At 36.1% G+C, this 14,955-nt stretch carries 7 protein-coding genes; 1 reads left to right on the top strand and 6 read right to left on the bottom strand.

Going from position 1 to position 14,955, the window contains the following annotated elements; genetic code table 11:
- Window positions 1-825: 825 nt before the first annotated feature.
- Window positions 826-4,347, top strand: a complete 3,522-nt coding sequence (locus JNUCC23_RS04020) for a bifunctional 2',3'-cyclic-nucleotide 2'-phosphodiesterase/3'-nucleotidase (protein ID WP_454214442.1) — start codon at window positions 826-828, stop codon at window positions 4,345-4,347.
- Window positions 4,348-4,973: 626 nt separating this feature from the next.
- Here JNUCC23_RS04020 and JNUCC23_RS04015 read toward each other — a convergent pair.
- The 6 genes from JNUCC23_RS04015 to JNUCC23_RS03990 form a co-directional block, all read right to left on the bottom strand.
- Entirely contained in the window at window positions 4,974-7,259 is a 2,286-nt protein-coding gene (locus JNUCC23_RS04015) for an ATP-binding cassette domain-containing protein (RefSeq protein WP_454214440.1), read from the bottom strand.
- 755 nt (window positions 7,260-8,014) lie between these two features.
- Window positions 8,015-9,283, bottom strand: a complete 1,269-nt coding sequence (locus JNUCC23_RS04010; protein WP_403074466.1) for a mechanosensitive ion channel family protein — start codon at window positions 9,281-9,283, stop codon at window positions 8,015-8,017.
- Between the two features lie 444 nt (window positions 9,284-9,727).
- Window positions 9,728-10,690: a tRNA dihydrouridine synthase gene (locus tag JNUCC23_RS04005; RefSeq protein ID WP_403074468.1), complete on the bottom strand. Its 963-nt coding sequence runs from the start codon at window positions 10,688-10,690 to the stop codon at window positions 9,728-9,730.
- A 378-nt stretch (window positions 10,691-11,068) separates the two neighbouring features.
- The gene (locus JNUCC23_RS04000; protein WP_454214437.1) at window positions 11,069-11,923 is read right to left on the bottom strand and encodes a malate synthase; all 855 of its coding nucleotides are present in this window, start codon (window positions 11,921-11,923) and stop codon (window positions 11,069-11,071) included.
- Window positions 11,924-12,841: 918 nt separating this feature from the next.
- Window positions 12,842-13,549: a M48 family metallopeptidase gene (locus tag JNUCC23_RS03995; protein ID WP_454214436.1), complete on the bottom strand. Its 708-nt coding sequence runs from the start codon at window positions 13,547-13,549 to the stop codon at window positions 12,842-12,844.
- A 148-nt stretch (window positions 13,550-13,697) separates the two neighbouring features.
- Entirely contained in the window at window positions 13,698-14,822 is a 1,125-nt protein-coding gene (locus JNUCC23_RS03990) for an ROK family protein (RefSeq protein ID WP_454214434.1), read from the bottom strand.
- Window positions 14,823-14,955: the final 133 nt, after the last annotated feature.

Raw genomic sequence — 14,955 nt, 5'->3', positions numbered from 1 at the left:
ATTTAGAATCCTTCATTAAATATTGATTTTGATAAATTATGGATAATATCTCCACGGCTTATAATCCCTACACCCCTGCCTGCTTCATCACGACAGGAATCTTTTTAAAATGATGCTTGGATCTTAAACGAATGGAACTTTCAAAGTCATCATCGGGTGCTAATATCTTAATATTCTTCTTTAATACTTTTTCAGGGAGGTTCACTGAACCTCTCATGACTAAAGTCACGAGTGTTCTCGGCTATTTCATAAATAAAAACTCGTGCCATGATCACGACTCCTTATGAAAAATGTTCTTTGGATAGGTCAAAAGTAAAGGACCATATGCCACAATTGCCCAACTCAAATTTATCATAGTACAATACTTGAAAATCTCAAACATTTTAATGTCCTTTGTAAAATTGATATCACAGCAAACGCAGTCAACTCGATAATAACAAAAATCCCATTTCTTAGAACGTGAACCAAATTACTAAAATATTAAAAATGCCTCTAAATAAATTTTTACATATTCTCTTAATCTTCCTCTCACTTACTTTTTTTGTAAGTTAATAAATTGTAAACTACTATTTACAATTTTTCTACTTCACTTTAAATGGTGGTCCATTAACACAAATGCCCTACAAACTACCCGTGTATTTATTCTCAAAAAAATAAATTTACCAAATCAAAAGGTAAGCACAATTGACCAATTTATGGATAAAGTGCAAATTAACTAGTATTATCTACCTGGTATTCTAAAAATTAACACTATCTTAAAATTTATTCTGCTATATTATTTTTTGGACCTATTAAACACAAAAAATATAAAAGGATGAGTGCATAATGAAATTAGGAAGAAGAAATAGGGGCAAGAAAATTTTGTCCAGTACACTAGCAATCACCGTGTTAGCAGCTCCTTTCTTGTCTGGCAATGCAATGGCTGCAAACCCTTCTAAAGACAAGGTTCAATCACAAGTTGAACTTCGCATCATGGAAACGACTGATATTCATACAAATCTACTAAGCTTTGACTATTACAAAAATAGTTTGGCCCCTAAACTGGGACTGGCTAAAACCGCAACTCTTGTTAAAGAAGCACGAGCAGAAGTAAAAAACTCTGTACTCGTAGATAATGGTGACCTTATACAAGGGAATCCTCTCGGTACATACAAAGCAAAAATTGACCCTTTAGAGGAAGGAGAAATACATCCAGCTATCAATGCCATGAACTTAATGGGCTATGATATGGCGACACTTGGAAACCATGAGTTCAACTATGGGTTGGAGTATCTAGACGAAGTATATGATGATGCAAACTTCTCTTTTGTAAATGCAAATGTATATGTAGATGATCATGATAATGATCCAACTAATGATATTAATAAATATACCCCTTATAAAATTGTGAATAAAAAAGTCAAAGATGAATCTGGTAAAACAAATGTCATTAAAATCGGATATATCGGATTTGTTCCTCCTCAAATTAATGAGTGGGATAAATCTAATCTAGATGGAAAGGTCATAACCAAAAACATCGTAGAAACAGCTAAAAACTATATCCCTATTATGAAAAAAGAAGGAGCAGATGTAATTATCGCATTAGCTCACTCAGGTTTTAGTGGAAATACAGCAAATACTGAAGATACAGTATATGCTTTAAGTAAAGTACCCGGTATTGATGCCATTACATTTTCACACACTCATAAAACATTCCCAGCAAACAATGTAGCTAGTTTAGATACATTGTTCAAAGGTGACGATGGACAACCTCTCCCTGGAGTAGATAACGAAAAAGGAACAATCAACGGTGTTGCTGCTGTACAAGCTGGATTTGGAGGTGGATCATTAGGAATTATTGATCTTAACTTACAAAAAGTAAAAGGGAAATGGTCTGTTTCTAATTCCCAATCCTTCACAAGACAAATAGAATCTGTTCAACCAGACCAAGCAATTGTTAATGCTGTGGAAGCAGATCATGAAGCGACCTTAAAATATGTTAATACACCAATTGGTACTACAACGGATGACATTTATAGCTATTTCGCACTCGTACAAGATGATCCGTCTATTCAAGTAGTTACAAACGCACAAAAATGGTATGTCGAAAAATATATTGAACTAAACAAGCCAGAATTAAAAGATCTTCCAATTTTATCAGTAGGAGCCCCTTTTAAAGCTGGTCGTAATAGTGTTGACGAATACACAGAAATCAAAAAAGGTGATTTGACGATTCGTAGTGCAGGTGACTTATATCTTTATGACAACACTTTAAAAGCCATTAAAGTAAAAGGTTCGGTTGTTAAAGAGTGGATTGAAATGTCCGCCGGTCAATACAACACCATTGATCCTTCAAAAACAACTGAACAACCGTTAATAAATCCTGCATTTCAAGTATTTAACTTTGATGTAATTGATGGCGTAGAATATCAAGTTGATGTTACAAAGCCTGCCAAATACGCTCCGAATGGGACACTTCTAACCCCAGACTCAAGCCGTGTTGTGAAACTTGAATATAATGGTAAACCTTTAGATCCTGAGCAAGAATTTATCGTAGTTACAAATAATTACCGTGCTGGTGGCGGAGGAAATTTCCCTGGATTAAAAGGAAGTGAATTAGTAGTCGATTCAGCCGATGAAAACCGTCAAGTTTTAATGGACTACATTTCTGAGGTGAAAGAAATTACCCCGACAGCTGATGGAAACTGGTCTATTGCTCCAATCTCAGGAAATGTGAATGTTACTTTTACGACTTCACCAAAGGCAGAGCAATATATCACGGAAGATAGCCCATTCTCTTATACGCACAAAACCGATTCAAAAGGCTTTGGAATCTTTAATGTTAACTTGAGTAGCCATTCGGATAGCGACCGATTAAAGGTTCAGCTTTTAGGAGTAAATGATTTACACGGACAGTTAGATACGGTTACACAGGTTGGAGATTTATCAGCTGGGCATATTGAGTACTTAGCAGCTGCATTAAAACAAGAAGAAGCAACAAATCCAAATACACTTCTTTTACATTCAGGTGATATGATTGGGGGAAGCCCATTAATTTCCGCTCTTTTCCAAGATGAGCCTACCATTGAAATATTGGAAAATATCGGTTTTGATGCAGGTACTTTCGGAAATCACGAGTTTGATGAAGGGATTGATGAACTACGCCGTATGATGAACGGTGGAGATCATCCAAACGGATCTGTTGGTTATGACGGAATGAACTTCCCTCTTGTTGCAGCAAATGCATATGATACAAGAGATGGAAATTTAATTACGGATCCTTATACCGTATTCCCAATTGAAGGTGAAAAAATTGGTGTGATCGGAGTTGTAACTCAAGAAACTCCTTCCATGATTGTCACGAAAGGAAACGAATCATTAAAGATTACAGACGAAGTTGAAGCCATTAATAAGTATACTGAAGAATTAAAGGGACAGGGAATCGAAGCAATTATCGTCCTTGCACATAATCCTGCTACCCAAACAGGTTATACAGCTTCATTCGATGCTAGCAGAATTGCAGAACAAATTGATGATGAAGTGGATGTCATCTTCGCTGCACACAACCATGCAAATGTAAACCGAGTAGTGGACAACAAACTAATTGTTCAAGCCTATTCTTATGGATCTGCTTTTTCTGATGTAGAAGTTGAAATTGACCGCGTTACTGGAGATATCATTAATAAATCAGCGGAGATTAAAACTGTTTATCAAAAGGACTATACTCCAGATCCAGAAGTTGCAGCGATTATGAAAAAATATACAGAGAAGGTCGAACCAATTAAAGCAGAAGTTGTTGGGCAATCTTTATCTACCCTTGAAAAAGGTTATCCAACGGTAGCTAATGAATTTGGGGATTTTGCTCTTGGAAATCTTATTGCGGATGGTATGAAAGCTGCAATGAACACAGACTTCGCCATGATGAATGGTGGCGGTGTCCGCTCTCCATTAGAAGCAGGTGAAGTAACATTTGGTGATTTATTTGCCATTCAGCCGTTTGGTAATGTATTAAATAAAGTAAAACTTAGCGGTGCAGATCTAGAGACAGTTTTAAATAACCAGATTACAGATAGAGGTCTTGACTTCCATATTGCTGGCTTTAAATACACATATACTTATGACAGTACAGCTAAAACAGGCAAGGTTGTAAACATCTTCTTACCAGACGGAAGCAAGATTGATAAAACGAAGGAATACACTGTTGTTGTCAACAACTATATGACTGGAAACCTTAATTACGGTATTGGGGCTCTTTCTACTGATTTAGAAGTTGGCCCAATAGATGTAGATGCAACCGTTGATTTTGTAAAAACATTACCTTCTCCTTTTGAATATAGCTCTGAAGGAAGAATTCAAAGAGTTAATTAATTAACAGAGGACTGTATAGATTCTATAAACGAATCTATACAGTCCTTTAATTTTCAAAGATTATATCTACAAAAATAAATCAAGCTGCCTTGGGGATAGTCCTGCATATTCTATACTAAACATTGCTAAGAATTCTTTTGCATTGTTCGCAGTATCTTCACCAGATTATTATTAAATAGTCCAATAATACCTTTAGTATCCCTCGATAATTCCTGCGTCGCACTTTACATTCTAATAGTTCTTCCTTATGGTACTTATAAAATTTGCGAACTTACTGCCAGTCTTCACCTTTTGATTTATTCCATCCATGAAAGTTTCTCCCATGTATACAAACCAAAGAGCCTTTCCGCAATTGAAAGACTCTTTACTTACTGTTACATCTCTATTATTTATCTTTCCTTATGAGTAGTGAACAGCACTCCACATGCGATATCACATAACTCTTATACAAAATAACAAAAGAGTTTTGAACTACTTTTTTAAATTTTCTTCATTATCACCTTCTTTTCTAGCTTGTTCTTAAATATTTGCGTATTCAGTAAACCTTTGCCAAATTGTTTAACTATTTTCGCAAAACTCAATCCTGCTAATCGTTAATAAAAATGCTCTTTTCTGTTTCCTCTGACTTAATTTTGAGTGAAATCTTTTCTAACTCCATCCTTTAACCATTTCGCTGTCAATGTCTCTGCATTTAACATTCCTTCTGGTGGACCTTCTAATATAATTTGTCCACCTTGTTTGCCTCCTCCTGGACCCAATTCTATTACCCAGTCGCTCGCCGCTATAAAGCTTAGATTGTGTTCGATTATGATGACAGAATTACCTCTGTTTACGAGATTTTGAAATACGTCTAAGAGTTTTTCATTATCTTCTGTGTGTAGTCCTAAGGATGGCTCGTCTAATAGATAGATTTGTCCTTCTTTTTGTAAGTGGCTTGCGAGTTTTAGACGCTGGATTTCTCCTCCGCTTAGAGAACTTGTCGTCTGTCCTAAGGTTAGATACCCTAATCCTACGTCTTTTAACGTATTCACCCTTTTTATAATCTTTGGTACTTTGAAATAGTTAATAGCCTCGTCTATAGTTAAATCTAAAATCTTTACTATATTTTTATCTCGATATCGATAGACAAGCGCTTCTTCTGAATATCTCGTACCGTCACATGCTTCACATGAGATTGTCACTGGATCTGCAAATGCTACGTCTGGCGCTATTACTCCTTTTCCATTGCAGATCGGACATGCTCCTAAGGAGTTAAAGCTGAACAAACCCGCTGGTTGCCCTGTCTCTTTTGAAAATATTGAGCGAATATCGTCCATTATTCCCATATATGTAGCCAGCGTTGAACGGTTAGAAATTCCTATACTGCCTTGCCCAACCATTATGGTTTCTGGATAACTTTCTGTGAATGCTTCCAACATTAAGGAACTTTTACCTGAACCAGATACTCCACATATAGAGACTAAGACATTTTTAGGAATATTTACGCTTATATTCTTTAAGTTATTGTTACTTGCTCTTTTTATTGTAAAATAACTTTTTATATCTCTTGGATTTTTGTTTATTTTTAGCTTGTGGTTTAGAGTTGTTGCGGTTGGAGAGTTTTTTAGTCCTTCTAATTTTCCTTGGTAGACAACTTCTCCTCCGTTTACACCTGCTTCTGGTCCCATCTCTATTATTTCATCCGCTACTTTTATTACTGATAGATCGTGTTCGATTACGATGACAGTATTATGTTGGTCTTTTAGCCTTTTTAGCATTTGTATTAACATATCCACTTCTTCTGGATGGAGTCCTGCACTTGGTTCGTCGAAAATGTATGTGATATTGTTTAGACTGCTCCCTAATTGACGAGCGATTTTTCCCCTTTGAGCTTCGCCACCAGACAGGGTGCCTATTTTTCTTGACAGACTCAAATATCCTAATCCCATTTCAACTAATTGTTTTATATGTGGGATTACTTGCAGTGCTATATATTCTCCCAATGGATCTTTTATGTTCTTTAGTTCTTCCAGTAGTTCTGTAAGCTCTAATCGATCGTATTCTGCGATATTTAAACCATTTATTCTACATTCCAATACCTTTGGGTTTAGTCCTGAACCTTGGCAAGTTGGGCATAATGAATGTTTTGATACTGCTAAGACGTCATCTTGGGTTACTCCTTTTAGCTTTGAGATATCTCTATTTATATAGAGGCGCGTAAACCTAGGCAATAACCCATCCCAATCATGTTTTTGAGGTCCATGTTTTGTGTGAAACGGTGCATTGACTTTTTCACCTTCTCGAGGGCCATATAATAGTAGATGGAGTTTTTCTTCTGAATAGTCTTTTATGGGTTTATCTGGATCGAATAATCCGCAAGTCATCATCCAATTACCTTGCCAACCCGAAGGCGATAATGGCTTAAATCTCACTGCATAACCTCGAAGTGACTTATCCAAGTCGACCATCTTATTTAGGTCCGGCGAAATGACCTCCCCAAATCCACTACATTCTGGACATCTTCCAAAGGAACTTTGGCTCAAAAAATCACTGGCAGAACCTATTGATGGTTTTCCTATTCTTGAAAATAAAAGTCTAATGAGTGGATTTATATCCATATAGGTGCCAAGTGTTGAACGGGAATTGCCTCCTATCGGTCTTTGCTCTACTACGATAACTGGGCTTAAGTTTTGCATAAGATCGGCGTGGGGTCTTTCGTACCTTGGCATTTGATATCTGACATAGTGAGGATAGTTCAAAGTCATTTGTCTTCTACTTTCTGTTGCTAATGTATCAAAAACAACTGAGCTCTTTCCAGAGCCTGAAAGACCAGTAAATACGATGATTTTTTCTTTTGGTATGTTTAAATCTACGTTTTTTAAGTTATTTTCTTTAAGCCCTCTTAAAATGATTTCATCTTTTATTTCTGGCATTTTGTCATCCTTTCTTATTTTACCTACTATGCTTCTTTCAGTTCGCTACAAGTCTAGTCAACCCTGACAAGGGGAATACCTTTCACAAATTCATATTCGTTTTGTGAGGATACTTTTATTTTAATACCTTTTTATTTACCACCCATTATTCGTTTAATTACTTATATTATAGTAAATTAAAGTGATTAATTGTTTAAATATTCATAAAATAATAAAATCTGTCGAGACTTTCTCGACAGACTGATTCAATCAATATATTGATTGTCTTGTTTCACACTTTCACCTATTAATTTATATAGCTTTGTTAATCCGTTGCAAGAAAACTAAAAGGCAACAACCCCAATAGGTTAGTTGCCTTTCTTTAAAATGAGCTGTGAGATTCACTCCACATGTCCCGAGTGTAAGTGGCAACACATGGGATGTTGGTGAGTCTTTTGTGAGCTATAATTAATGCTGTTATAATAAGTGGGTATATTTTAGCTTTTTATAGTTAACAACGGTCATTTTTGTTAAAAATATAAAATAAATCTTTATTTTATATTTTAATCTAGAATATACGATTGCATGAATTTATATCATTATGATATTAAATTATCCATAAGAATAGCCAGAGAAGCGGAAATGCCTGCGCTTGAGGAATACATACAAAACTTGACAACGGCAAGGTATAAAGGATTACCAAAGTAGTCTCTTGAATTAGAATAAACCGACTGTGTTATTTAAAACAGTCGGTTTTGTTTCGGTGATTGATTATTTCAATAGCTTCTTTCGCCAATCAAGGCTTTGTTGCTCGATTCTTCTACCATGTTTCTTAAATCAGCCCCAGATGGATTCTGGAATACTCTAAGTCCAAACTCTGGTGCAACTGCAAATAGATGGTCAAAGATATCAGATTGCACAGATTCATATACTGCCCACTGTACGTCATTGGTAAATGCATAAATTTCTATAGGCAACCCGTGTTCACTATGTCCCAGCTGTCTAACCATTAAGGACATATTCTGATTGATTCCATGGTGATTCTTGAGGTAATTGCTGATATACACCCTAAAAACACCGATATTGGTAAGGGCCCTACCATTCACACGATTGTTCCGATCTATTTCATTTTTGGCATTGTACTCAGTAATTTCCTTTTCCTTTTGAATAATGAAGTCTGAAAGGTAATGAACTTTTATAAATTTCTCAATCATTTCCTCAGTGCAAAACGTGATACTGCTGGTATCTATATACAAAGGGCGCTTGATTCGTCGGCCGCCTGAGCTTTGCATCCCTCTCCAGTTTATAAAAGAATCGGAAATAAGGGCATAACTTGGTATCATCGTAATCGTTTTGTCAAAATTTTGAACCTGTACGGTATTTAAAGAAATATCAATAATGTCACCATCTGCTCCATACTTTGGCACTTCAATCCAGTCACCAACCCGAACCATATCATTGGTCGTTAACTGAATTCCTGCCACTAGACCTAATAACGAATCTTTAAATACTAACATCAAAACTGCCGAGAGAGCACCAATACCACTTAATATGATAAGAGGACTCTCCCCTATTAGGTTCGAGATGACTAAGATGAACCCGAGAGTCATGATAATAATGTTAACCACCTGAATATATCCTTTAATAGGCTTAACCTTGGATATTTCAAAGGTTTGATAAATATCATTAAGTGCATTAAGTAAGCTTTGAATAAACACTAACCCTACAATAATGATATAGGTAATGGCCAATTTTCCGATAACTGATTGATAGGTTGGAAAGGTTGAAGAAAACGAATAAATAATGATCGCAGGAACAATGTGGGATAACTTTCGAAAAACTTGTCTTTCCAAAATGACTTTACCCCACTTGACTTTGGAGTTTGTAACGATACGAGTAATAATCCTGATCACTATTTTCTTTGAAATAAAATTCGCTACGATACAGATAAGCCCTATTAGCAAAATCTTGATTATAATCGAAAGATATTGTACTAATCTAGGATCTAGTTCCATATCCAGAAGTAGATTATTAATGAATTGCATCTGTTCTCCTCCGTTTCAATCTGCATAATAAGCAACTTTACGGGTAAAGTATCTAAACTGTCAATTTTACTTTATCAATAACGAAAAAATGGTGCCTTAGCCCCTGAGCTGTAACGCTTCAGTTTATACTCGGGTCAGTCAAATGGAAGTGTTCATACGTTGCAGGAAACGTTAAAAGGCAACACCCACAAGGGTTCGTTGCCTTCTTTTAAAATGAGCTGTGGGATACACTCGACATGCGTCGAGTGTATGTCGCAACACAAGGGTGCTGGTGGGTTTATTACATTCTTAAGACCTTTTTCTTTCAGAAAACAGACTATATCAAAACAAAAGTTGCCGGTCGCAAAGGAACTTGAAACTGAATAAAATAAGGACACATGAGTTGATATGATTCATTTTTTCTCTAACTTTTGAGAGTTACATCATTTCACTGTCCCGGTCCCATCAACATTCTTTTCCAAAGTTATCAAGCAATGCACGCACTTCATCTGTTGATTTCGTGTTCATCAATTGATTTCTTAATTCACCAGCTCCACGGAATCCTTTGACATAAATTTTGAAAAAGCGATGAAGCCCTGTGATTGAACGTGGCAGTACTTCCGCATATTGATCTTGAAGATCAAGCTGCAGTCTTAATAGATCAAGATATTCTTTACTGCTATGCTCTTTTGGCTCTTTTTCAAAAGCAAAAGGATTTTTAAAAATACCTCGCCCGATCATAACGCCATCAATACCATATTGTTCAGCAAGCTGCAGCCCAGTTTGACGGTCAGGAATGTCTCCATTGATTGTTAGTAGCGTATTTGGTGCGATACGGTCACGTAATTTTTTAATTTCCGGAATTAGCTCCCAATGCGCATCTACTTGGCTCATTTCCTTTCTTGTACGTAAATGAATAGAAAGATTCGCAATATCCTGTTTTAAAATATGCGTTAGCCACTCCTCCCACTCATTTACATCCTTATCGCCAAGTCGTGTTTTCACGCTAACAGGCAGTCCGCCCGCTTTTGCTGCTTGAATAAGTTCTGCCGCAACGTCTGGACGCAGAATAAGGCCACTACCTTTCCCTCTCGATGCCACATTCGGTACAGGACAGCCCATATTAATATCGATGCCTTTAAATCCTAGCTCTGCCATGCCAATACTCATTTGACGAAAATATTCGGGATTATCCCCCCAAATATGCGCCACCATTGGCTGTTCATCTTCTGTAAAAGTCAAACGGCCACGCACACTTTTCATGCCCTCTGGATGACAATAGCTATCCGAGTTTGTAAACTCTGTGAAAAATACATCCGGTCGACCGGCTTTACTTACTACGTGACGAAAAACAACATCTGTCACATCTTCCATTGGTGCAAGTACAAAAAATGGTCGTGGTAAATCACGCCAAAAATTATCTATCATTTCAAACTCAAATCCTCTCACTATGGATACAACTTCAAACTCTCGGTCAAAAAATAGAATGCCAAATATTCCACTTCTTTTACACTTATATCATGCTTAATAACTTATTATCAAACACAAGTGCATGTGGACATTTATTATTTGTGAAAAACTATTGTGAAATTCGACAATATTTATTTTAACGAAAATCGGTCCTAAATGGTATTTTTATAAACAAAAAAACAGATGGTATAGATTTTTTCTATATCATCTGTTTTTTCTATTATACCAACTTCAACTACGCGACCGCTTTACAATAGCCAGGCACTGTTCGCCATTAGTGATGGGTCGGAAAAATGGGTCAGTCCCCTGTCATTCTTATTATCTTTGGGCTAACGTCTAAATACGCATTAATGTGCCATTAGGCTTTGGTAACTCCTGATCTGTTATCTGATTCATTTTACAAAAATGTTCAAAAAATTGTTGTGCCAGCTCTCGTTCCTTTGGGTCACTTTTCAACGAAACTATATCAAGCAAAATTTGAGCCATCCATGAATTATCAAAATAACGGTATTTACCTGTATTCCATGTCATTTTTTGGGGGGATTTTTCATTTACATAATATTCCCAAAAAAGCATCTGATCCGATTCCTGTTCTGTAAGTTGGAGTCTGTATTTTGAATGAGCAGGAATATATCCATCTTCACAAAGCTTCCCGATAAAATCTTCATTCACCATATAGACACCTAAGATACGTCGGTCTTTTTCAGGCATGCTGGAATCTATTGCAGTTAACAGGACAGCGCTATTTTGGTGCAAGCGGATGGGTTTGTTTGGCTTTCCCTTGTTATTACCACTTTTTATTACGCCTGAAAAAACCTTCCACTCTGAAAAAGAACGATTCTGTTCTTCTCTGTCACACCAAAAAACTATTTGTGATTCAGGATGAAGTTTATGATTTTTCATAAGTTTTTCATGCTCTAAGCGAAGTTCCTGGTTTTTTCTTTGTAGTTTTTTTTCCTCTTCCTTCTTCCATTCTTCCTCATTTCGCTCCATTTCCTTTTTTTGTATAATCTTTTCAAGTGAATTAGCAACACTTTTATCATGTAGTTTTAGATGCTTTTCAAATACGTCGGGGAAAACAAACTTTTTATTTTCGGATGCGAAATGTATTTCAATACTAGATTCATTATGGTTAACTATACTACCCATGCCAAAGCGCTCGTGTGTAACTTTCTTATTGATTAGATTCATTATTCTAGTCCTCCTTGTAGAATAAAAACTCAGTTACTATTAGATAGTAAATTAATAATTTTATTCAACTAACTTCCTTTAAAGCTCACACAACTATTTGTATTTTTCTTCGGTTTAAAAAAGGAGATTAAAAAAACGTATCCATAATTCTATCTGCAAAAAAATACAGCGGAATTCGGAATACGATTAAAAAAACAATTGTAAGACTATTATAACATTTTTTGAAAATATTGCAAATTCCTTATTGACAACACATTTTATTATGAGGTAAAATTAAGTTTTATTCTCTGCTCTTCCTTGAAATAGCTATGAAATAAAGGCCTCCAAAAAGTCGCGAAACTTCTGAAAAGCCCCTATAAATAACCACTTGATTGCCGGTGTTAAGTGGAATGATTCCACGTTTAAACTAATCTTAACTAACCCTCATTACGTTGGAAACTTAGTTCAGGAGCCGTACTACTACAATTACAGGTGCGGAGTGTATGTGGCAACACATGGATGTTGGTGGGTGTTCTAATAATAGAAAGTAACAATAGCCAAAAAAGTAACTCTTTGTTAAATTATTACCCAATAGATTCACTTTGTGCCTTTGTATCACACAAGCATTACATTGCCCCCATGGAATCATTCTTCGGCTCTTTTTTCACGCTTTTTCTTGAATTCGAATAAAGTTTTCCGAGTCTACAAAAAACAAAAAGGCATCCCTCGTAGGTTGCCCTGTCTTTTTTACGAAATCTTTTTTCTCACTCGAAAGATAAATCGGAAATGTTTATTGTGACTGCATAGTGAGTTTATTGGTTAGTTACAAATTCGATGTAAGCAACACACAACACTCCACATGTGTTGTGTGTATGTGGAAATATACTATCCACATGTTTAACTTGTTCATTTGCATTTTGTAACTAGCTAAATGGACTACTAGATGGTCATTTTCCATCCTGATAAAGTCAGCCAGCTTTCCTTTTCCTTATAATCAGGCATCATTTTTCCAACAAGGCGCCAGAAGGATCGGTCGTGATTCATATGAACCATATGGCACATTTCATGAACGACTACATAGTCGATTACCTCCCGTGGTGCCATTGCCAGTCTCCAATTAAACGTTAACTGCCGATTTGAATCACAGGTGCCCCAGGTAGTATTACTATCCGTAATACGAACAGAACGTGGTTTTGTTTTGAAATTCCACTGATAGGAAGATATGCTCTTCTCCACTAATCCCTTGCACTCCTGGTAATAAAATCGTTTTACAGCTTGTTTCATTTTTTCAGTGTCAGACCGCTTTACATAAATATGTAACTTTTCTTCTTTAAACACTACATGGTCTTGCGTTATATTTATATCTTGAAAGATCTCTATTGGATAGGTCTTTCCCATATAAAGAAAACTCTCACCATACTCATAGACCTTTTTCTGTGGTCCTTGCAGTCTATCCCGCATTTCTTTTAATTTTTGCTGAATAAGATCCCACTTATCCTCTAATAACTGAAGTACTCTGCCATTAGGTGTCCCTTTCGGAGCCTGAACTTCAATATTTCCATAACTATCTATTATAATCCCTATAGATGTACGATTTTTGTATTTGATTTCAAAACGTATTGTTTCACCTAAGTAGGTATGTATCATGTCATCACCTGTGCCCTTTGATTCCCTGCATCACTATCTCTTTTAAAACTGCGATTTCTGCTTTTTCGAATAAATCTTCAGTAGTCCATGCTATTTAGAGACAGTTCCCTTGTTTCATTTTGATTAAGAAAGATACATATTAATCCCATTAAATTTCATTCAAAAATGATTGAATAAATGGGATAGCAGCACCAATGGGTACTCCATTTGCCAGTGAACGGCTGATATAAATAAATGGGTCATTGCTAGGAAATGCCGTTTTTTCGTTTACTTTTTCATGAAGTGTTTCGATATCATCTGCCGTTAAATAAGGAGATAAATAACCGCCTAGAATAAATTCACTGTTCAAAACAAGATGGATATTGTTGATGGAAATGGCTAAATGATCTAAAAAAGAATTCCACCTCTTCACATAAGAAGGAATTCTGGAACGGACCTGTAGAAAAAAGAAATCTAATGTTTCATCATCATCTAGAAGTGCATGAACAGAGCTAATCGTTTCCATGCATCCTTTTTTCCCGCAGTAGCAAGTAGGACCATCAGGAATAATCGTCATATGTTCGACCGTTCCACTATGCCCTTCTTTCCCCATATAAATTTGACTATTTATGATAATCGCACCCCCAAGGTGTGGACCAATCGATAGATAGACTGCATCGCCAATATCATTTCTTACCCACAACTCTGTTGTTGCCGCACACTTAGCATCATGTAAAAACATACATGGGTAAGGGAGATACTTTGAAAATACTTCAATATCTAATCCTGTAGCAATTAAGATTTTTCCATATGTGATTTTTTTCCCGTCATTTGACGTTAATCCTTGTACGGCAAAACCAATACCTAGAACCTGCTCATTTGTCACATCGAGTGACGAGATGAAAGATTGTACAGCTTGACTTAACTCTTTATAATAACGATCTTCATTGGCATAATCCATCGCTAGTCTCTCTTGCAAAAAAGCATGACCACGCAAATCAATGGCCAGAATCTGTACGGTCCTCTTCTGAATCTCTACCCCAATGCTAATCCGAGCCTGAGGGCAAATGGCATAAGCTGTTGCACGCCTTCCCACAGAAGATTCAAACTGCCCGCTCTTCTCAATCAATTTTTCCTTTTCCAAACGAACGAGATTCTGGGTGACCGTTGGTAAACTCAAATGAAGTTGATTAGCAATTTCTTGTTTCGAAAGCTTCTCATTTTGAAAAATGAGGTGGTAAATCGATGAATAATTGCTTTTTTTTATATCTTTAAACGTGATGCTATTGTCCATGAAAAAAACACCCCATTATATAAACTAATTTTATAAAAACACTTACTTTAACTCTTCAAATATATCACAAGAACGGATACAATCACAGCTTTGTCATAAAGTATCTGCCAATTATAAATTTTGTATATATTGA

The organism is Peribacillus sp. JNUCC 23 (assembly GCF_053653995.1).
The sequence above is the reverse complement of the archived record's forward strand: the minus strand, read 5'-3'. Positions and strand labels throughout refer to the sequence as shown.

Coding starts and splice junctions, on each gene's coding strand:
- JNUCC23_RS04020 (WP_454214442.1), top strand. CDS start 826: ATGAAATTAGGAAGAAGAAATAGGGGCAAGAAAATTTTGTCCAGTACA.
- JNUCC23_RS04015 (WP_454214440.1), bottom strand. CDS start 7,259: ATGCCAGAAATAAAAGATGAAATCATTTTAAGAGGGCTTAAAGAAAAT.
- JNUCC23_RS04010 (WP_403074466.1), bottom strand. CDS start 9,283: ATGCAATTCATTAATAATCTACTTCTGGATATGGAACTAGATCCTAGA.
- JNUCC23_RS04005 (WP_403074468.1), bottom strand. CDS start 10,690: ATGATAGATAATTTTTGGCGTGATTTACCACGACCATTTTTTGTACTT.
- JNUCC23_RS04000 (WP_454214437.1), bottom strand. CDS start 11,923: ATGAATCTAATCAATAAGAAAGTTACACACGAGCGCTTTGGCATGGGT.
- JNUCC23_RS03995 (WP_454214436.1), bottom strand. CDS start 13,549: ATGATACATACCTACTTAGGTGAAACAATACGTTTTGAAATCAAATAC.
- JNUCC23_RS03990 (WP_454214434.1), bottom strand. CDS start 14,822: ATGGACAATAGCATCACGTTTAAAGATATAAAAAAAAGCAATTATTCA.